Annotated in this window: 17 protein-coding genes; 13 read left to right on the top strand and 4 right to left on the bottom strand. The window is 46.9% G+C overall.

Annotated elements, in window-relative coordinates:
• The first annotated feature begins 88 nt into the window (after positions 1 to 88).
• The 10 genes from K2Y22_12315 to K2Y22_12360 all read left to right on the top strand — a co-directional run bounded on the left by K2Y22_12315 (position 89) and on the right by K2Y22_12360 (position 11877).
• On the top strand, positions 89 to 469 hold the full coding sequence (locus tag K2Y22_12315) for a hypothetical protein (GenBank protein ID MBX9879235.1): 381 nt from the start codon (positions 89 to 91) through the stop codon (positions 467 to 469).
• Positions 426 to 1820, top strand: a complete 1395-nt coding sequence (locus K2Y22_12320; GenBank protein MBX9879236.1) for a hypothetical protein — start codon at positions 426 to 428, stop codon at positions 1818 to 1820. The genes K2Y22_12315 and K2Y22_12320 overlap by 44 nt, the downstream gene beginning before the upstream one ends.
• 136 nt (positions 1821 to 1956) lie before the next feature.
• Positions 1957 to 2715, top strand: a complete 759-nt coding sequence (locus K2Y22_12325; GenBank protein MBX9879237.1) for a Stp1/IreP family PP2C-type Ser/Thr phosphatase — start codon at positions 1957 to 1959, stop codon at positions 2713 to 2715.
• Positions 2716 to 2862: 147 nt separating this feature from the next.
• Positions 2863 to 3192, top strand: coding sequence for an FHA domain-containing protein (locus K2Y22_12330; GenBank protein ID MBX9879238.1), 330 nt, complete (start codon positions 2863 to 2865; stop codon positions 3190 to 3192).
• Positions 3185 to 4972 carry a protein kinase gene (locus K2Y22_12335; protein MBX9879239.1) on the top strand — a complete coding sequence of 596 codons (1788 nt, stop codon included), beginning with the start codon at positions 3185 to 3187 and terminating at the stop codon, positions 4970 to 4972. Before K2Y22_12330 ends, K2Y22_12335 begins: the two co-directional genes overlap by 8 nt.
• Before the next feature lie 16 nt (positions 4973 to 4988).
• The gene (locus tag K2Y22_12340) at positions 4989 to 5585 is read left to right on the top strand and encodes a Maf family protein (GenBank protein ID MBX9879240.1); all 597 of its coding nucleotides are present in this window, start codon (positions 4989 to 4991) and stop codon (positions 5583 to 5585) included.
• Positions 5582 to 6766 carry a hypothetical protein gene (locus K2Y22_12345; protein MBX9879241.1) on the top strand — a complete coding sequence of 395 codons (1185 nt, stop codon included), beginning with the start codon at positions 5582 to 5584 and terminating at the stop codon, positions 6764 to 6766. Before K2Y22_12340 ends, K2Y22_12345 begins: the two co-directional genes overlap by 4 nt.
• Positions 6711 to 8240 carry an ARC6/PARC6 family protein gene (locus tag K2Y22_12350; GenBank protein MBX9879242.1) on the top strand — a complete coding sequence of 510 codons (1530 nt, stop codon included), beginning with the start codon at positions 6711 to 6713 and terminating at the stop codon, positions 8238 to 8240. Before K2Y22_12345 ends, K2Y22_12350 begins: the two co-directional genes overlap by 56 nt.
• A gap of 7 nt (positions 8241 to 8247) precedes the next feature.
• On the top strand, positions 8248 to 9846 hold the full coding sequence (locus tag K2Y22_12355) for a M23 family metallopeptidase (protein ID MBX9879243.1): 1599 nt from the start codon (positions 8248 to 8250) through the stop codon (positions 9844 to 9846).
• A 21-nt stretch (positions 9847 to 9867) separates the two neighbouring features.
• Positions 9868 to 11877, top strand: a complete 2010-nt coding sequence (locus K2Y22_12360) for an IPT/TIG domain-containing protein (GenBank protein MBX9879244.1) — start codon at positions 9868 to 9870, stop codon at positions 11875 to 11877.
• A 5-nt stretch (positions 11878 to 11882) separates the two neighbouring features.
• Here K2Y22_12360 and K2Y22_12365 read toward each other — a convergent pair whose 3' ends face one another.
• On the bottom strand, positions 11883 to 13115 hold the full coding sequence (locus K2Y22_12365) for a hypothetical protein (protein ID MBX9879245.1): 1233 nt from the start codon (positions 13113 to 13115) through the stop codon (positions 11883 to 11885).
• A 31-nt stretch (positions 13116 to 13146) separates the two neighbouring features.
• Here K2Y22_12365 and K2Y22_12370 point away from each other — a divergent pair, with 31 nt between their 5' ends.
• On the top strand, positions 13147 to 14091 hold the full coding sequence (locus tag K2Y22_12370) for a cobalamin-binding protein (protein ID MBX9879246.1): 945 nt from the start codon (positions 13147 to 13149) through the stop codon (positions 14089 to 14091).
• On the opposite strand, the gene ruvC is transcribed toward K2Y22_12370, so the two are convergent.
• Entirely contained in the window at positions 14046 to 14573 is a 528-nt protein-coding gene (gene ruvC / locus K2Y22_12375; GenBank protein ID MBX9879247.1) for a crossover junction endodeoxyribonuclease RuvC, read from the bottom strand. The genes K2Y22_12370 and ruvC overlap by 46 nt on opposite strands.
• A 95-nt stretch (positions 14574 to 14668) precedes the next feature.
• Between ruvC and lnt the strand changes: the two genes are divergently transcribed.
• Positions 14669 to 16333: an apolipoprotein N-acyltransferase gene (gene lnt / locus K2Y22_12380; GenBank protein ID MBX9879248.1), complete on the top strand. Its 1665-nt coding sequence runs from the start codon at positions 14669 to 14671 to the stop codon at positions 16331 to 16333.
• Positions 16330 to 16803, top strand: coding sequence for a DUF192 domain-containing protein (locus K2Y22_12385; GenBank protein ID MBX9879249.1), 474 nt, complete (start codon positions 16330 to 16332; stop codon positions 16801 to 16803). Before lnt ends, K2Y22_12385 begins: the two co-directional genes overlap by 4 nt.
• On the opposite strand, the gene murJ is transcribed toward K2Y22_12385, so the two are convergent.
• Positions 16790 to 18457 (bottom strand): murein biosynthesis integral membrane protein MurJ, encoded by a 1668-nt coding sequence (gene murJ, locus K2Y22_12390; protein ID MBX9879250.1) that lies wholly within the window; start codon positions 18455 to 18457, stop codon positions 16790 to 16792. The genes K2Y22_12385 and murJ overlap by 14 nt on opposite strands.
• A complete protein-coding gene (locus K2Y22_12395; GenBank protein MBX9879251.1) occupies positions 18441 to 20342 on the bottom strand; it encodes a penicillin-binding protein 2 in 1902 nt (633 codons plus the stop codon). Before K2Y22_12395 ends, murJ begins: the two co-directional genes overlap by 17 nt.
• Between the last annotated feature and the right edge of the window lie 8 nt (positions 20343 to 20350).

Consider the following 20350-nt stretch of genomic DNA (forward strand, 5'->3'; position numbering starts at 1 on the left):
GTGTATAATTTGCCTAAGTTTTTGTCTTGCCAACTTTCTAATTTGGCCACGGCAAAGTGTTTGTACTATCTCAAAGAGGAAGTGAAAAGTGATGGAGGATAGACTGGTGCTCAAGCCCCTGATGAAACTATTTTTTATCGCCAAGGCAGCTGTAGAGGTCGGTCGTGAACGACTTGAAGATTGTCTCGATGCCGTCACCTCCAGAGCTACCGAATATAAGTCTTACGGTAGTGAGCACATGAAGCATTCTCGCGACATTGCTCAAGAATATGCCTACGAACTGGGTCAGCAAATCTGGCACCGTTCAGAAGTTTTGGAAAGTCAATTTCGTGAAAGAATCCGCAGACAAGTTGCCGACTTTTCGTTGGGCGCTCTGGGCGATTCAACCGAAATCAACGAGCTTAGAGCAGAGATAGCCACTCTGCGTGCTGAAATTGCAGACCTCAAGTCAATGCGCTCTGCCGTCTAATACCACGGCAATCAACAGTTACGATCCGCAAAAAGCGGATCTAGCCGTTCAGCATTTTTTGCTCGAAAAGCGCAGCTATCAACTGCTCTCTGTTTTTGCGCGCTTCTTAGCTCTATCAATGACCGATAAAGTAGCAACTGTCGACGAAGCAGCCAGAGCAAGACGCGTTCGCCAATTGCTTGCCGAACTTGGTCCATCCTTCGTAAAACTAGGGCAGTTTATGTCTTGCCGCAAAGATATATTGCCGGAAAAGCTTGCCGCTGAACTTTCTCTCTTGGAAGACAGTCTGTCTCCGATGAGTTACGAGGAGGTGAAATCTGTAATTGAATCGGAATTAGGCACATCGCCGGAATTTTTGTTTAAAACTTTTACCAAAGAGCCTTTTGCTGCCGCAAGTATCGGACAGGTCCATCATGCAGTATTGAAAAACGGCACGGAAGTAGCCGTCAAAGTGCAAAGACAAAATCTCTCCTCAGTTTTCTATCGCGATCTTGGTTATATGCGCCTATTGTCCAATTTCTTGGCCAAACTGGGACAGCTAAATAAGAGTCGTTTCTGGACAAATGTCTCCGACGAGTTCGGCAAGCATGTGTTTGCAGAAATGAATTACTTAGAAGAAGGCCGCAATGCCGATCGCCTACGTAAGGATTTCCGGCTGGATACGGAAATAATTATTCCGCGCATTTACTGGAAGTACACAAGCAAACGTGTTCTGACCCTGGATTACACCCCTGGGATAAAAATAAGTGCCGTGGACGAACTCACTCAAGCCGGCATCGACACTAACAAGCTGGCCAATTTGCTGGTGAAATTTTACGCGGGACAAATACTCAAAACAGGATTTTTCCATGCCGATCCCCATGCAGGAAATTTGGCAGCCAATTCAAATGGAGAACTAATTGTTTACGACTTTGGCATGACCAGTGAAATCAAACAGTCAGATAAGAATGCAATAGAGACATGCATTACGGCACTTGCGCAAAAAGATAGCGCCAACCTATACCGAGGTTTACACAATCTCGGTATTGCCCGCCAGAAAGAGATGACGCCTGAATTGAAACAAATTTTCGATAGTCTGCTGTCTTATTTTTCCGGTGGCGATTTAACCGACATTGACTGGCAGGCTATTGAAAAGCAACTCGATGACCTCATTGAGGGCCAGTCATTCTACCTGCCACCCAATTTGACGTATCTGATAAAAACAGTAAGCTCGTTAGAGGGCATTATTCGCAACCTCAAACCCAATTTCAATTTCCGCAGAGCTTTACAACCCTCATTACAAACCTGGTTATTCAATTTGCTGACCCAGGGGCGGATTCCAACCTCGGAAACGGCTTCTCTTTGCAAATAAATTTAAGAATTGTCCATCATCTGGAAGATTTTGATTGGAACTGCGCGCATGTGGGCAATAATTATTTGGCGGGAGTCATATTGCCTTCCTGCTTTTACAGAGGCAAGACTCGGAATTCGGGAGTGAACAAGCCGAAATGTTGAAATGGCGAGCTGCCGCTATTACTAATGCTGGTTGCCAGCGTGAACGCAACGAAGACAACTACTACGTGAGCCCCGACACGAGGGTATTCGTTGTTGCCGACGGAATGGGCGGAGCCGTAGGCGGCGCCAGAGCGTCTCAACTTGCCGTTGAAGCCATCCAAGAACTTTGGAACGAAAAACCCCCGCACGAGAACGATTTACAAGCTATCTCCAACTGGCTCGAAGAAGCCGTGGCCCGCGCCAATCATGCAGTTTTCCAAGCCGGCAAGAAAGACGCGTCTGTGCACGGTATGGGCACTACTGTGGTCGTGGGTGTGCAGTCGACAGACGATCACCTGCAAATCGCCCACGTAGGCGACTCACGCGCGTATCTCATGCGCAATAGCAAGCCGAAGCTGTTGACGACCGATCACTCGGTTGTACAAGAAATGGTACGTGCCGGTCGCTTAACCGAAGAACAAGCCCGCATCAATCCTTACAAAAATCTCATAACTCGCTGTTTGGGTCATGAACCGGAAGTAGAAGTTGACCAAACGCCAGTAGATCTGCGTCCGTCTGACTGGATTTTGCTCTGCACTGATGGTCTTTCTACCGTTTTGCGTGACGAACAGATTTCTGCCGCAATTGAAAAAGATGCTGATCCCCAAGAAGTTTGCGATCAGCTAGTGAAACTAACATTGGACGGCGGCGCTCCTGATAACGTTACTGTAGTTGCTATTCAATACATGGATAAGAACTCCAGCGGCAAATAATTGCAAAGCCGAGTAAGCGAAGGTGAAACTGAAGCTGATCAACAAAGAAGCTGAGCAAGCGTTGCGAGGAGCAATGCGCAGCGAAGCGAGCAACGAATGCCGGATGGCTAAGCGCAGGTGTAGCGAAGCGAAGCCGGAGCGTTATATATGACGCACCAGAAGACAATCCCCTTAGGCGGCGCGCAACTGGTAAACAAGGCTACCAGTGAAAGTTTCGTGCTTGAAAGATCTGTTCTAAAAATAGGTAGAGACGAAGGTAACGATCTGGCCTTGCCTGACGATACTTATGTGTCGCGTCACCATGCATGGGTACTCCATATGCGTGGCAGCTGGTGGGTAGAAGACTTGGGCTCAACCAATGGTACGACCCTAAACGGAAAATCGCTGGAAGAGCGCAAGCAATTAGCTCCAGGTGATGCGATAAAGATTGGACGAACTGAATTGTTTTTTGAGTTGAGTCAGGGATCCGATGTATAGTTCGCTGCCTACCTTATCCCATGTGCGTCAATTAGGCACTGGCCCTTATTCAAAAGTATTTTTAGCAAAAGACGAATCAGGCAAAAATCAATTTGCCTTGAAATATTTGACCGTAGAAAACTTTCCAGAAGACATGCAAGCTTTGATTGCTCACCACTTTGAGCAGAGAATAGAGAAGTCCAGCAAGCTCCAGCACGAAAACATCGTAAACACAATTGGTTTTTACGCTGACAAAAAAAGCAGCATTATGGAGTTCATACAAGGACAAAACTTGCGGCGCTACATTCTTTCAAAAGGTGGGCGCTTGCGCACTGATTCTGTTATATCGCTTATCGAATCGCTGAGTAATACTCTGAGCCTCGCTCACAAAGACGGCTATCTCCACCTTGATCTCAAGCCGGAAAACATCTTTATCGAGACAAACGGCATAATAAAATTATCCGACTTTGCCTTTGTTCCAAGACCCTTTTTCTCAGGTAGCCTGACAGGAGCCGACGAATCGTTCTATCCTCCCAGCCCATATAGCTCACCGGAGGAACTAGCCGATGAACCAGTGGGTAAAGCAAGTGATGTTTTTTCACTCGCTGTTCTTATCTATGAGGCACTAACCGGCTTTTTGCCATTCAATGTCAATCCGGCACAGTTAACATGGCAAGCATTGATTTCCGCTGAAACAAGACCTTTTCCTAACGACAACAGTGCATTCAGCAAAGCTACTCAAACGACACTTGCACGTGCTCTTCACCGCGACATCAACCAACGATGCGATTCGATTGAAGAATTTAGAAGCGATCTTATAGCCGCCCTACAAGGGGCCAAAATGGCGGCACTTGTTTCAGTGCCGAATGTTCCTGCACCAGGAACTCCTACAATAAGAGAAAACGCACGTCCGGAACAACGGATCAAACTCATTTCCGTTTTCGGCGAACGCGGCGAAGACGCCGGACAGTTTCTAGAGTTGAGTGGTATTGCCACCGGACCAGGTCAAATCATTGCCGGCGATGTACTTTCCCGACGCGTCAGCGTGTTTTCGAAGAACGGCAAATGGCTATTTAACTTAAAGAGCCGTCCTGAAAACACCGGTAAAAAGCCTACTGTTACCGCCACCGGTGGATTATTCAGTAGTCCGGCATATGTTTGTGCCGATGACAGCGGGATTATTTACGCAACCGACTCGAGCGACCACTACATTCGTCTATATGATCGTCAAGGCTTCTTTATCAAAGATGTGCTTAACCACCCGGGTAAAGATGGTGGATTGCAGGGAATTGCTTGTGATCTGAAAGGTCATCTATACGTTTGCGATGTAGATAATAATGCAGTGCAAGTACTTAGTTCGGCGACAGGCAATTGGATGCGCAGCATCGGCAGTCGCGGTAGCGGCCCGGGACAAATGCAGTATCCGGCAGGACTTACTCTAGACAAGAAAGGCAACGTCTATGTTGTCGATTATTCCTTATCCAGAGTATCCGTCTTCAGCAATGATGGACGACCATTAACGACGCTAGGGAAAAAGGGCAGTGGTCCAGGGGAATTTAATGTACCTCGAGACGTTGCCATTGATCGCCACGGCAATATATTTGTTTGTGATTCGCTTAATCACCGCATTCAAGTCTTTGCATCAGATGGTCGCTTCCTGTATTCTTTTGGTGGATCAGGTCGGGAGCAAGGACACTTTTTAGGTCCAAGCAGCTTGGCTATTGATCCTGAAAAACAGATCATGTACGTAGCTGACCGCGGCAACAACAGAATTCAAATATTTGAATTGCCACGCGAGTAAAGGGTTCAATTTATCTATGCCGCATCTAGTTCTCGCCTCAGCATCGCCAAGACGATTAGACCTGCTCAACGGTCTGAAATTGGATTTTGAAGTAATCGCCAGCAACGTCGATGAGACCATACACGACGGTGCCCATCCGCGGCAAACCGTTTTGGAATTGGCGGAAAGAAAAGCACGATTTGTAGCCGACAATATTAAAAACCACAACGACAGCTGTGTTGTTCTGGGAGCAGACACGATTGTTGTAATTGACAAAGAAATTCTGGGCAAACCGGACAACGAAGAACATGCGCGAGAAATGCTTGCCAAATTGTCTGGTAGAGAACATGAAGTTTATACAGGAGTAGCTCTTGTATGCTTACCGTCAAACAGAGTTTTAAGCGATGCGGTCAAATCTAAAGTTCGATTCAAGCAATTGGACAAAAGAGAAATCGACGCGCTGATTGCCAGTGGCGAAACCATGGATAAAGCAGGAGCCTACGCGCTGCAAGGCATGGCTGCTGCTTTTGTGGAAAAGATTGACGGCTGCGTTACCAATATAATCGGTCTTCCTTTAACGACGACGACCAATCTTTTGAGGCAAGCGGGAATCCCCGTTTTTGATTTGACGTGACCTTTCCAATTTTCGAACACCTGCATCAATACCTTTCAGAAAAAGGCACTCTTAAAGGCGCCTGTATTGGTTGGCACTGCCATCTGACGGAGTTAACTGAAATTGCTGTTTCAGCCGTAATAAGTCTGGGTGCCGAGTTGCATTTAAGTGAATGCAATGCAAGTACGACAGATTTAGCTTCCGTCGAACGCATGCGCAAAGCAGGAGCAAATGTGTATCTCGGGCAAAACTCCGCCGACAAAGTGCTGGATGCAAAACCAATTGTAATTTCGGATACGGGATTTCATCTCACCAGTCAGTATTTGGGTCTCAATGCTAACTGGCTCTATGGCGGCTGCGAGATTACCACTAGTGGTATCACTAAACTGCGCAAGCTAATTTTGCCGATTCCTGTTTTTAACCTCAATGACACTACTCTAAAGTCAACCATTGAAAATTTTCATGGTGTCGGTGACGGACTTATCGAAGCGCTCACTAAACTCGGAAAGAATTTCAAAAGCTGCAACGTTGCGGTCTTTGGCTATGGTCAAGTTGGAGCCGGCTGTGCGCACTATCTCAGAGAAGCAGGATCTCTCGTATCAGTCGTGGAAGTAGATTCCGTGCGGGCACTAAAGGCACACTATGACGGCTTCCTGCTGCAAACACAACAAGAAGCGCTTAAGGGTAGCGAGCTTATAATCACGGCATCCGGAAAACCTAGTCTTTTATCCGCGGATGACTGGCAACTAGCAAAAGACGGTGTCCTAATTGCCAATGTCGGTCACTTCGCAGACGAACTAGATTTACCCTCATTAGCAAATATTGCTGAGAAAACACTGATCTCTGCGACGCTTGCTGAATATCTCATAGACAAGGGATCGAGCGCATATAAGGGCGAACCCAAAAGGATATACGTCGCCACTGAAGGACATCCAGTCAATGTCGTGCTCTTAACAGGCTCGGAAGAGCCCACTCTCATACACTTAGCTACCGAAGTATTAGCTCTGGCACACTTGATTGAGCTTAACCAAAATGGTCAAAAGCTGGCGCCTGGCGAAAACGCCCTACCCAGGCAAATCGAAGAACTGGCAAGCCTTTTGGCGCTTAGGTCCTTAAATTTAAGCTACAATTCAGGATCGACTACTCATGAAAACAAGCAAAAGCTCGACAGAGACTTGGAAAGCAGCAGTCAAACGTGTTAAATTCTACTCTGACAAGTTTAGGACTTCATCAATGCTCATACGGATTTGGTCATTATCGACTGCCCTCGTTGTTGTCTCCGGCATTCTTACCGGCATAGCAACTCCTGTCGCCTTTGCCGACGACAGTGAAGAGTCGATGGAGAGTATTTGGGCTGATGAATCGCAGCACAACAAACCAGCTGCGCCGAAGAAAGATTTAAAAAGTGCACCAGTAGCGCCGTCCACAGCCGAACCAGAAAACAAACCGGCCGTAAAAGAAAATGTTCAAGCGATTGAACCAACAAACCCTCCGGCAATATTTGTACCGGCCATTCCGGAACAGAAAGAAGATCAACCCTCTGTAAAAGAAACGGCCGAGACTGCACCTGTACCGAGTGCGGCACCACAGCAAAATGCACCACAGCAAAATGCACAACCGACTATTCAAGGCGATCTTACCGAACCTGCAAAGCCTGCACCATCAGCAACAGCACCGCTGTCAAAACTTGACGAATTCACAGGTAGCCATTTCATCAAACAAGGTGGCTGGCCAGGCGTGGGTCCGTTTCACAGACAAGCCGGCGCTGATGATGTTTTCGTAGACGAAGCAGGCAATAATTTAGACTTGCATTTAGCCGGAGGGCGCATTGCTCAAGCAACTTTCAATTTGGTCAACAAAGGTGCTACCTATGATGACTTCTTGGATTTGCAAGTCGCTTCAGAATTTTTGCTTGAAGGTCTCAATGTAAAACCAAAAACGATTTTGGAATTCAACCAACAATTAGAAGATGCCAAAGACGGTTTGCTCAACCAATCCAATACAAGTCCAATTACAATCAATGCCGGACGCTACATCACCACTGTAAATAAACAGGGTACAGGTGACGGCAAATTTTCATATGTCATAAGCGTCGTCTCCAAAGATGCCAGTCCGGATGTGTTGAAAGAGCACTCCAAAGAAGCCAAAGAACAACCGGGTCGTTTCAGCTTCTTGAATAAGGGAAACAAATCAACCGACTTTATCATCAGACAAAACCAGGAGAAAACAGCGTCTCCATCAAATAACGAGCTGACGGAAACATTTTCCAAAACAATTCAATCGTGGCAAGACATCAAAAAAATTGCCGTGCGCCAGCGCAAAACTGAGGAGTTGTCTCAAGTACTTCACGGCAATGCCTTGATTCGTCAGACAGACGCTATTAAGTGGCTGTCTGTGAATCACAAGTATTACGATATGAATCCCAAGGGCGCAACTATTGACCATTTCAGTGAACTAGTTCCCGGACAAAAATATGCCGTGTTTGTTGAAATAAAAGAAATCAGCAAATTGATGGATGATGCTACAGGGCAAGTAATAAAGGAACAAGACGACAACTACAAGGTCAATTACACGCTCGAGAAAAAAGACGGGCAGTGGTTCATAACAGACTCTAAAATAGTGGACAAGTCCAGCACACCATCGGCATCCCATCCTCAGGGCAAGTCCAGCAGATAAGCAACCAATGAAATCTAAGTCGCGTTTAGTTTGTCTGTTAAAACCCCTTATTGCACTAAGCGCTGTTCTCGTATTTTGCCAATTGTCTTCAAGTTCGGCGACTAACACTAGCGATCCAACTCCACGCTTGAATGAAGCACAGATGGATAAGGCTTGGATAGGACCCATTGTTGATGGTGAAAACAGAACCGTTCGCCCAGAAGCAATGATCAAGGTGGATGACTCGCTGTATTTTCTTGATCCTGACTCAATCTATCAAGTAAGCATAAGCAGCCTCCATCGATCAGACAAAATTGTAGTTAACAGATTCACGCCGGCAGGCAATCGCATTGAATGGCTTCCTATTGCCGAATTCAATAATTTCGTCTATTACCCACCCCGCAAGAGCCTTGTCATTCTAGATAAATCAGGCGACTTATTTGAATTTACACTTCCTGATAAGAGGTGGCATGTTTTCCGCGCCTTTAAATCTATAGGCAGCAAACCGGATCCAGACTATGTCGACTTAGCTTGCAACGGCACAAACATTTGCTTACTTGATCCGGAGCGCAATCAAATTTGGCTGAGCAAACCAGGCAATGCACCGATGCAAACAAGCTTCCATGAAGTTTTGCCCTGGCGCGTTCAACCTGGAGACGTTTTTGTTGGCGATGGCATTGCCATGTCGATTGTTGATTATCCTTATGTGTTGAAATACAACGGCAACATCGTCAGATACTCCGGTAGCAAGGACAATCCGGAACAAAAGCTCATTTGGAAAGGCATTAAGAAAATGCGCCCGTCGCGCATGACTATGTCCAACGAGTCGCCTATCTACATTGTTGAACGAGAAAACAACCGAGTGCTTGCCGTAGATAAGGAAACGGGCAATACCAAGCAGTTTACTTTCCCAGGCAAATCGGATTTACGTGGCGTACTTGCTCAATCATATGGATTTTGGATAATCGATGGCGACAAACTTATTTACCGCAGCTTAAAAGCAGGCGCAAAACCCAGCAGTCTCTTCAACCCCAAACGCATTGATCCTCGTCTGGACGGATTGCAATTACCTATTGCCGGGGTACGCCTACCCAGACATGCCGGAGTATTTCCCGGCGCGCGCAGACTTTATAGATTCGGGGTTCACAAGGGAGTCGACTTCTTTAGCGAAACAGGCTGCTCCACACATGTTGTCTATGGCACAAAAGTCATGGCGGCCGACGGTGGCAAGGTAACGCGTGCCGACGCGCACTTCCACGATATGTCGCCGGCTAAGTATTTAAAAGTCGAACAAGAGTGCCACAAGACACACCAGAGCTCAGAAGTGAATGAAGATCTTTTCCGAGGCTGCCAAGTTTGGATAGATCATGGCGACGGACTTCTGACACGATACGCACATTTGAGTAAAATTAGGGACGGTCTGAAATCAAATGATTTCGCGGAAGCAGGAACATTACTTGGCTACGTAGGAGTATCGGGAACGGGTGAAAATCCAAGCGGCAAACTTATTCATCCTCACCTACACTTTGAAGTTTGGCTAGACGGTAAATATTTGGGTTGGGGTCTCAATCCAGCGGAAACACGGGGAGTTTACGAGGACATATTTGGAGTCGGCTGCAAGCGCTAGACACCAAAAAGGGGAGGGGTCTTGAAATACTTAGGTTCAGCACAGCGTCTTATGGCAAGTCTTTTGGCAACTTCGATCGCCATATCCGTTTTGGCAAGTCCGTGCCTTGCAGCAAAAGGACACGACAAGGACAACGCCAAAGGCAATAAAATATCCTCGTCAAAAAAAGCAAATCTCATCGCCCAAGCCGCTAAGGCAAACCAAGAATTTAGTCCTGCTTTGATAAGCGTTCTAAAAGACATTTCCAAGGCATTGCCCGAATCAAGCGATTACAACAACTTGAGTGACGCCAAACAAAAAGCCGTGGCCGGTCTGGCTATCAATGTACTGCAAACAGCACTGTCAAATCCCCAATTGACTTTCAACAGAATAATTAGCGCAGAGGACAAGGCAAAAGCAGAAAATTCGATGTCTGCTGAGACTTGGGACTCAGGCGAAATTGTTGTCCGCCAGGGAAACGATCCTCAAGGTGCGACAACTCATGCGGTGGCATCCTGCATCTGGGCGAAAAAAGCTAACGGATTACTAAACCTAACCATAGCCGGCAACTCCAACGAAATTGTTGATGGTCAAAAACTTGGCGAATTCATTTTTGTAGTATCAGGCAGATCCGGCATTGAAAGCGGATTTGATATTCAAAGCCAAACAGGCGTGAATTATTGGATTGGCAAACTATCGCAGTTTGTCGCCGATACAGCCGGTATGCCGACAAGCCAAATAAGCGCTCAACCAGAGCAAACTGTCCAAAGTACTGCAAGAGCAACCCAGGCTCCAAGTGAACCTGCAGAAAATGTAAGTACGCCTGCGGCAGAAGCAACTCCTGAGGAAAAGAAGGACACTAGTGAACCAAAGTCCGAGGCACCAATTAATAAAAGCTCAACGGCAGAAACAACCACACCAATAGCTACAAAGCCAATACAAGTTGACACAGACGGAAAAGCGCCGAGACGCAGTTACCTTTTGCTAAAAGCACCATCCCTAAAAAAAACCAAAGCTGAAACCAAACCGCAAACCAAAGCAGAGGCACCTAGTAACGAGCTAAAACAAGTTACGGAAACAACGCAAATTGCGCAAACCACAAACACTTCAACCATTCAACCTCAGGCAATTGAGACCAAGAAGGAAGAAGTAGTAGTGACAACAACCCAGGAATCTCAGTCAACGCCTACGATCCAGGAAGCAACAACAGAAACAATTGTCAAAGAAACAGTGGCAATGGCAGGGATGCAGCCAAAGCGAATTGTTCCTCAAGTAGAAGTCGGACCGTCGCTCGATGCAATTTTAGTGACACCTGACAAGGCGCAAGCCGGACAACTAATTACTATTTCCGTCGTCAATGCCAGACTCGTTCCCGAATCAGGCGTTGATGTCGAATTCAACGGAACTGTTTTGACAACAGGAGCAACTGGTCAGATTCAGTACTTGGTACCGGAAGATTCCACTCCGGGTCCGACACTAAAAGTAGCCATTGCCGGAAGGCAATTAGCGACTACAAAAGTTGTGCACATACTGCAACCACTTTCTACACCAAGTGAGCCTCAACAGCCTCATGTGGATCGTGTGACCAACAATGCATCAAAGTTTGACACAGTAACCATTCAAGGTCATAACTTCACTGGTCAAGCGGGCAATTTGATAGTAACAATTGACGGCAAATGGGATGCACAAATCCTTTCCACATCACCATTAGAATTGAAAATTCTTGTTCCGGAAGACGTTCCTGCCGGGCAACATTCCATTTCTGTTACAAATGCCGGCTTGAAAAGCAATGCCGCTCTTTTCAGTTTGATTTCATTGCAGGTTGCACCTGATGCTCGACCTGGGCAAGTGCCGACGAAATTGATTGTTAGAGCACTGGGCACAGCCAAGCCCGTTGCTGTTCATTTGCGCAATAACACGCCCAATATCATCACAATAGTGAAGGGCAATGACTTGAGAATTAAAACTCCAGGCGGCAAGGACAATTCCATTGCAGTTTCAGTTCGCCTCAAACAACGCGGCAATTACAACATTCAAGCGTCTATCGAATAATCCAACTAGATTAGTTCCATCAATTCCAGCGCCAAAATATTCCAGCTTATAAACTGCGGTGCCCAAAGAGGCTTGCCTGTTTCCGCATCGTAGTTTTCCGTAAGCGTACCAATTTGCTCGAGCGCCCTGGTCATAGTGCCCAAGACTCGGATAGAAACATCTTTTGCTTCGTCCTTTAAACCATAATGTTTTAGCCCTCTGACAGCTAAAACATTCGGCAACACCCACATTGGACCCTGCCAATTGGATACCATGGCTCGCCCATAGAGTCCTCGATAGGCTTGATTGTATAACCTATCCGAATGCGCCAGCGAGGCAATCCCTGTCGGTCTCAAGAAATGATCGCTATTGAGCATGTACTTTTCTATTACGGACATGGCTCGATCAACAGGTGCCAGTCCGGCCATTACCGGACAAAGCGATGTCCAACTAAGAATTTTTACCGGTCGTCCAAGCTTTGGATCGAGATTGAAGTAAATACCGCTTTGTTCGTCCCACAAGAATTTTTCAATGAGCTCACTCTGGTGCGCTGCTTTTTTCTCATACTCATCGCTCAAGGAAGTATCGCCCGAGTGGCGGCACAACTCGGCAAATGCCTTATATTCCAAAGTCATGTAGACATTTAGATCAACGGACAATAATCGCCCATCAGGAAAATCGACATGCGAGATATTTTCTTCCTTGGCGGCCGGTCCGGGAAATATTAGGGACAGATTGTTGTCGACGCCGCTTTCCAAAACATTACGCCAGTGAAAAAGTCCGGATTTGTCGCGTCTACGGCACTCAAAATAATCAAGGAAATGCTTTAGGGAATCAAGAGTATCAGCGCTTACGTCCGTCGATGGAAAATTTCTGCAGGCATGCGCCAATGCCTGGCAGAGAAACGGCTTACAATGATCACCCAGATCCCAAAATTTTCCAGGCGTCACTGTTCTTGGTACATGACCATCGAATGTCTTAACCGTCAGAAAGTTCCTAACAATATCTGATGCCAAATCTTTGTCGTTAAGGTATTTTGAAGCCTGGGAAAAGAAGCAAGCATCCCAATCGTACATTTGCATGTAATGTCCAATTGAGGTGCGGTTGCACTCATCGGTATGGTCATCGGCACCCGGCTCAATGCCATAAGAAGGTGTGACAAACCTGTAGGCTAATTGCCCGAAAGGCGCGTGGATACAGCCTTCCGCCCGTTCAAGAAGGAACGATTTTAACTTTTCCTGAAGAACCACCTTCATCATCCAACCCCTAATAGTGCTAGGCTAGTCTACTATGAAAGATTCATCCACCCCCCGAATTGTTTCCACTATAGCCAGCGCGACAGAAATTGTTTGCGCTATGGGACTAGGCAAATATCTAGTCGGCATTTCCCACGAATGTGACTATCCAGCGGAAATTAAAGGGCTGCCTGTGGTAACTCAACCGCGCATCAATATTCATGTCTCCAGCTTGGAAATAGACAAGCAAGTGCGCAACATAGTCAAAGACGCTTTGAGCGTCTATCAAGTAGACAGCAAAAAATTAGCGGAACTAAAACCAACTCACATTATCACTCAGGACCAATGTGATGTTTGCGCCGTTAGCATTAAGGACGTCGAATCAGCGATGTGCGAATTGACCGGAATAGACTGCCAGGTCATTTCGCTTAAACCAAATTGCTTGGCTGATTTCTTCGATGATTTGCACAAGGTGGGACACGTCCTGAATGCCGAAGACAAATCTACGCACCTAGCCAATGTCGTCACAGAACGAATGAACGCCATTAAGAATAGAGCTAGCAAATTGCCCAAGCCAACAGTAGCGACAATCGAATGGATCGAGCCACTGATGGTGTCGGGTAATTGGATGCCGGAACTAGTTGATATGGCTGGCGGTATATCCGCCTTTGGCGAAGCCGGTAAGCACTCCCCGTCTATTGAATTTCGTGAACTCATAGCAAAAGATCCGGATTTCATTCTCGTCAATCCATGTGGTTTTTCTATTGAGCGCACACTGGAAGAAATGCATTTACTACAAAACCAGCCTCGCTGGCATGAACTAAAAGCAGTGAAGGCAAACAAAGTTTTTGTACTCGACGGCAATCAATATTTCAATCGTCCAGGTCCAAGATTGGTGGAATCATTGGAAATACTGGCAGAAATAATTCATCCGGAAACTTTTCAGTTCGATCATCAAGAAACCGGTTGGCTCATACCAACTAAGCCCATGCGTGCATGACAAATAGCAATGGCTAAGGCATCGGCCGCGTCATCGGGCTTGATAACTTCTTCGTGGTTAAGCAACCTGGCAACCATTTCTTGGATTTCTCGCTTTTCCGCGCGCCCGAAGCCGGTCAGATTTAGCTTCACCTGTTGAGGAGTGTATTCCGCAAGCTTTTTCCCTGCGCTGGCAATTGCTTCCAATATGACGCCGCGGGCCTGGGAGACAGGCACTAATGTCTTGGCATTCTTAAAGAAGAAAATCGCTTCAACCGCAATCACATCGGGGTCATACTTTTCTATAAGACTAAGCAGATCCGAGCGAATCATCACCAAACGGTCGCCTGCGGACATTTGTTTGCTCGTGGAAATGACTCCAGCGGCAATACAGCGTAAGTCGTTTATGCCGAGCCAATCAATAACGCCATAACCGACGGTTGCAGTGCCTGGATCGATACCCATGATTCGCATAAGAGATGTAACCCATCGAATGTATGGCACTAGTCTACACTGCTTGATAACCTACTTTGCCCATACTTAAGCCAGACCAAAAATGCTAAGCTTGGGGGACTTCGCCCTTTATATAGATAGCGGTCATGCCTGCCTTGATTCAACAATCAGAGCCAATTGCAAACAGCGAACAAGACTACAACGAAGGGTCGGCGCAGGGGTTTCTTACGCGCTATGGACTTTTGGAAAAATGGCCTATTGCCTTTGGCTTTGGCGCGATTTTTGGACTGTCGACGCCTGGCTTTGATATTTGGTTTCTAGCCTGGGTCGGACTTGTGCCCTTGCTTTTGCTTATTCAAGGCTGCAGACAGAAACGTGAGGCGGCAATTGTCGGCTTCAGTTTCGGTATGGGCTATTACCTAACAGCGATGCGTTGGTTTCTCGGGCTGCATCCTCTCAATTGGCTTTCACTAAATGATTTGCTTTCCGTGCAAGCTGCAGCTGCTGTCTGGATAATTGCCGCTGCGCACCAAGCACTGCTAATTACAGCTTTTGCCTTTTGTGTTTTTACAATCCCCATGCGCGCAAGTTTCTTGCCCTATCACCTGCGCCCCTACTATCCATATCTTTTGTCAGTGCCGGTGCTGTGGATCTTTTTCATGTGGGTGGTCGGACATTTAGAAGCCTATTTGGGAACACCGGTTGTAGAAGTTGCGTACAGTCAGTTTCAACAATTGGAACTAATCCAAATTTGCAAATTGGGTGGCAGCCAACTCCTTGATTTCCTAATTGTCTTAACCAACTGCGCAATTGCACTTTTGATCATGGAATACACCAGGCTCGTGCCAAAACTTGGCCAGCGTATCGACAGACTGGCACCACGCGGCGGCGCCATTTTCGATTTGGTCTTAATTGTCACAGCAATTGCGATTGCTTTTTCCTGGGGCAGAAGTGAACTTGTCCGCTCGACCGACAGCACGCGCCTAGCATCAAGTGCTGCCAGTGAATACACGCCATCAGTCATAACTTGTGCATTGCAAGGCAATTTAAATATTGAAGATGAACGCATGGGCACGACAACGCCGGAAGGTGTAGCTCAACGTTATGCAGATCTGGCTCATGGCATTGGTGCCGGCTTGGTAGTGTTACCCGAAGGCGTTATCACGCCAACACAAGCACGCCAGGGAATGCTCGCCGCCAAATTATTCGATGTAGCCAAATACGAGAAGAAAGAAGTCATAACAGGTAGCGTTGAAGCGATAAAAGACAGTTATGTAAATGGTGTCCGCGTAATTTCGACAGACAAGAACACCTTGCAGTCAAGCCTCTATGTCAAACGGCGCCTGGTACCATTTGGAGAGTTTTATCCGCAAACACCTCTGGATGCATTGATTCCAAGCCAAGTCAAAAATCTAATGCTCGGTCATCAAGGCGGATTCGTGGCAGCACAAAAACTGCAGCTTCTAAATTCTCTCTGGGGCAAAATCGGTGCATCAATTTGCGTGGAAGTAATTTATCCCAAACTAATTGCTAATGAAGTGAGATCGGGAGCAAGTTTGTTGGTAAATGTCTCCAACCTTGCCTGGTTCCACAATTCGCCATTAAACAAACAAATACTTGCCGCAGCCGTTATGCGCTCCGTAGAAAACGGCAGATACATGGTGCTTGCCACAAACACCGGCATATCGGCAATTATTGATCCGGCAGGAGTTATCACTACTCAATCATTTGCCGGCAAGAAAGGCATAATTTTAAATCCAGTCCGCTTCCTGTACAACAATACCCCTTTCAGCAAAATGTGGTGGCTATGACCAGAAATATGCTCAAGTTTTCCGTTCTCTCTTTGACTATCTGTACCGTAATGGGACTTTCAGTCAGCTTTGCCAACGGAAAGGCGAAAATGCCGATGGTGGACATTGCCGGTAAAGCAAAAGTAACTCTTGAAGTTGCAGATACAGAGCCTAAAATTACGCGTGGCTTGATGTACAGAACATCACTGGCACCTGATGCTGGAATGGTATTTCTCTTTCGCCCCAATCGCGAAGTCAACTTCTGGATGTATCACACGTTAATTCCGCTAGACATGCTCTTTGTACATAACGGCAAAGTCGTGAAGCTAATTGCCGACGTGCAACCTTGCAAATCAGAAAACCCCAGCGACTGCGCAACTTACCCCGGCGGACGTGGTGTATTTGTCTCAGAGGTCATTGAACTTGCTGCCGGTTATGCCAAACAACACGACTTAAAAGAAGGCGATACAGTTACCTTTAACTTGCCTTGATAAGCTTCAGGCGTTTTGCCAGCATCATGGGCTCTTCCAGGCGGAAGGCTAAGCAAATGCCCAGGTAGGATACTAGCGCGCAGACTCCGGCAATGGATAAGCGTATAAGCAAGCCGAACCAACTTCCGGCAAGGAATTCCTGCGGAATCAAAGTCAGCGAGAACCAGGCCGCTGCGCCACAGCCGGCGGAAGCTAATAGCATTACGATAACAGGCTGAATTAATTGCATGGTGCCCACATGCCCAATTTTCTTGCGCAAGAGCCAGCTAAGCATGATGAAGTTGAATACAGTTGTGAGCGTCGTGGACAAGGCAATACCTGCTAAGCCCATAGGACCAACTAAAGCCCAATTGATCACTAGGTGGACGAAGATAGCCATTAGCCCCACGTGATAAGGAGTTTTCGAATCATGGTGGGCATAGAAGACACGCGTCATCAAATCGCGCGCAACATAGAAGAAAATTGAAGGCACCAAGTAGATAAGGGCGACTGTGACAAGCTCGGTTGATTCGCGACTAAAGTGACCGCGCTGGAAAAGCAGTTGGATGATTGGTTCAGGTATAGCTAAGAGCAATGCGGCTGCGGGTAGAGCCAAAAACCACAAGAATCGTAGCGCGCGTCTCAGTTCGACTTTTAGATCATCAACTTTTTTGGCGGCGACCTGTTCAGTAAATCGCGGCAAAATTGGAACAAGCATGGCTGTTAAAAGCACACCAAGAATAAGCTGAATCAGTCTATTCGCATTTACCAAGGCGGTAAAAGAACCTTCGGCTAATTGCGAGATGAAAAATACATCGACATAAATGTTCAATTGTCCGACTGAAGTTGAGATTACAGCCGGCCACAGCATAGAGCCGTATTTGGCTAGCTCAGGTTCAGCTTTTGTAGAAAAGGCAATTTTGGCTGACTTAAGCGTGCCGGGTAATTGAGCAATTAATTGTCCTACAGCACCAATGAGGGTACCGACTGCCAGACACAAACCACCCATGGTTGGTTGCAAGAAGTAGACGGCAAAGATTATTGCCAAACTGGCAATTGCCGGCGACAGCGAAGGCCACATGAAGCGACCATAGACATTCAATACGCCGTAGGAAATGCCAACTAGTCCGGCTATTACAATCAAAGGCACCATGATTTGCAATTGCAAAACAGTCTCGTGCCAAAGCGCTTCCCTGTAATCAGCCGAGTGACCGGCAGCAGGCGCAATGAGGGCAACCAACTGGGGAGCAAAGACAAATACCAACGCAGCAATGGCAAGCAAACCAAGAAAAGTCAAAAGAAATACTTGTCCAATTAGGACACCGATACTTTTGTCGTCTTTGCGTGGTGTAAGAATTGCGACTGTTGCGGAATGGAAAGGTCCACCCAATCCACCAAACAGGATGAGGATGTTGCCCGTAAGAATATATGCGATGTTATAGGCATCAGCAGTGAGCGATGTGCCGAATTCCTTGAGGACAACAACATCTCTCGCCAGACCGGCAAACTTTGCAGCAATAGTAAGCAAGGCAACAAGTCCAAAAACTTTTCCGAGACTTGGTCCTTTTTTCTTTTCTTGTAGCGCTGTTTCTTCTAATAGCTCGATGCCGTCGGCCATGCGACTGCTATCGCCGTCTCCGACAAAAACCTCAGGTGGATTATTGTCTTGCGGCACTTTCTTCCTTAGGCTTGGCAGACTTGGACATTTCGGCTGCTTCTTTGGCTGTTACTTCACCAGCATACTTTACAGATGGAGGAAGAGAGGCTTGTCCGGCGCTAGTTTTGCCACCAATAGTGACGTTCTTGCTTGGCGGAATACCCAAGTAACGGGCAGCTTCCATACATATCGAGTTAAATACAGGACCGGCAATTGTGTTGCCCCAACGTCCATCGGTTTGTGGGCTATCTACGACAACAAGACACAAGAGCTGAGGCGCCTCTGCAGGCAAATAACCGATAAAGGAAGCAACCGTTGCTCCTGCAACATACCCCCTGCCGCCATCAATTGATTTCTGTGCAGTACCAGTTTTGCCGGCGACGCGATAGCCCGGCACTTGGCCGGCCATCTGTGTTCCTCCGGCAATATTTTCTGCCAGCAAGTATGAAATTGTCTGTGCTGTTTCTTTGGAAATAACGCTGCGCCTATTTGGCTCAGTCCACTTTTCCGTGACACCAGTTTTTGGATCATACACGCGCCTAATTATGTGCGGTGCCACCCATGTACCGTTATTAGCAACAGCTCCAACGGCAGCAACCAATTGCAGAGGAGTTACAGCTACTGCACCTTGCCCAAAACCCGTAGCAGCAGAGTCAATGGGACGCCAGTATTTATGATCAAGCAATAGTCCGGCTGATTCAGCGGAAAGATCGACACCAGTTTTCTGCCCTATGCCGAATTCGCGAAGCTTCCTGTGAAACTGCTGCGGGCTCATTGTTAGTGCAACTTGAGCAGCAGCAATATTGCTTGAGTGTATAAAGAGGTGCAATAGATCTATTGCACCGTGTCCACCCTTTTCGTGATTGTGAATGGTGCGGTTGCCAATCTGCAATGTTCCATTATCAACAAAGGTGCTGTCCGGTCTAATTGTGCCAAGATCAAGAGCGGAAGCGACGGTTAATACCTTGAAGGTCGAACCAGGTTCATACACATCAACCATGGACCAGTTTTTTCTTACTTGGTTGGAATATTTTGAATATTCGTTGGGATCGTAATTTGGATAATTGGCCCAGGCTAAAATTTCGCCGGATTGCGGATTGGTCATGATGACAGTGCCGCGTAAAGCATGCGAGTGCGTACACATCGCACCAAGTTCCTTCTCTGCCAAATGTTGCAAGTAATTATCAATTGTAAGTTCAATTTGCCGACCTAATGGTGGTGTTATTTCCATGACCGGTTTGGAATCGGCAGCCAACATAATTGGATGTCCGTGTCCGTCCAATTGCTGTTTGTGCATGTCACCTATATTCTTCAAGGTGCCTTCACCGACTTGCTCCACACCACCTTGACCGTTGGTATCCATATTGACGAATCCCAAGACATGGGCTGCCAACTTTCCCTCAGGATAGTGACGGAAAGCTCTTGGGTGTATATCTATACCGGTCCAATTGAGCGCTTGCAGTTCATCAACTTCCTCACGTCCCAAGTGACGGGCCAATGTGATTACCGGATAGCCGGCTGTCAGCTGATGCTTGACCTTTTCCGGCTCAAGATGCGTGATTGTGGCAAGAGTTGTCGCAGCTTCATCAACACTTGCCTTAATAAGCGTGGGGTGGACATACACATCATAACGAGTGGTATCAATTGCCAAAGGCAAGCCGTGTCTATCTGTAATTGCTCCTCTATGAATGAGCAAATTACTTTGCTGGCGCTGCACTTCTGCCTTGCGAGTTAATTCCCCACCTTTAAAAATCTGCAGGTAGTACAGACGACCCATAATAGCTAAGCCGCCCAAGAGCAAAAGCACTTGCACAAAGCGCAAGCGCGACAAAGGCCAGCGTCCCTGGCGATTTGAGTTCTGGGTGCGCCTTTTTCTGGGGAAATCGCTTACTGATCCAGGCATCTGTGCCC

The sequence above is a fragment of the Candidatus Obscuribacterales bacterium genome (genome assembly GCA_019744775.1).
In the GTDB taxonomy this organism is placed as follows: domain Bacteria; phylum Cyanobacteriota; class Vampirovibrionia; order Obscuribacterales; family Obscuribacteraceae; genus SBAT01.

Coding starts and splice junctions, on each gene's coding strand:
- K2Y22_12325 (MBX9879237.1), top strand. CDS start 1,957: ATGTTGAAATGGCGAGCTGCCGCTATTACTAATGCTGGTTGCCAGCGT.
- K2Y22_12330 (MBX9879238.1), top strand. CDS start 2,863: ATGACGCACCAGAAGACAATCCCCTTAGGCGGCGCGCAACTGGTAAAC.
- K2Y22_12335 (MBX9879239.1), top strand. CDS start 3,185: ATGTATAGTTCGCTGCCTACCTTATCCCATGTGCGTCAATTAGGCACT.
- K2Y22_12340 (MBX9879240.1), top strand. CDS start 4,989: ATGCCGCATCTAGTTCTCGCCTCAGCATCGCCAAGACGATTAGACCTG.
- K2Y22_12350 (MBX9879242.1), top strand. CDS start 6,711: ATGAAAACAAGCAAAAGCTCGACAGAGACTTGGAAAGCAGCAGTCAAA.
- K2Y22_12355 (MBX9879243.1), top strand. CDS start 8,248: ATGAAATCTAAGTCGCGTTTAGTTTGTCTGTTAAAACCCCTTATTGCA.
- K2Y22_12365 (MBX9879245.1), bottom strand. CDS start 13,115: ATGATGAAGGTGGTTCTTCAGGAAAAGTTAAAATCGTTCCTTCTTGAA.
- K2Y22_12370 (MBX9879246.1), top strand. CDS start 13,147: ATGAAAGATTCATCCACCCCCCGAATTGTTTCCACTATAGCCAGCGCG.
- lnt (MBX9879248.1), top strand. CDS start 14,669: ATGCCTGCCTTGATTCAACAATCAGAGCCAATTGCAAACAGCGAACAA.
- K2Y22_12385 (MBX9879249.1), top strand. CDS start 16,330: ATGACCAGAAATATGCTCAAGTTTTCCGTTCTCTCTTTGACTATCTGT.
- K2Y22_12395 (MBX9879251.1), bottom strand. CDS start 20,342: ATGCCTGGATCAGTAAGCGATTTCCCCAGAAAAAGGCGCACCCAGAAC.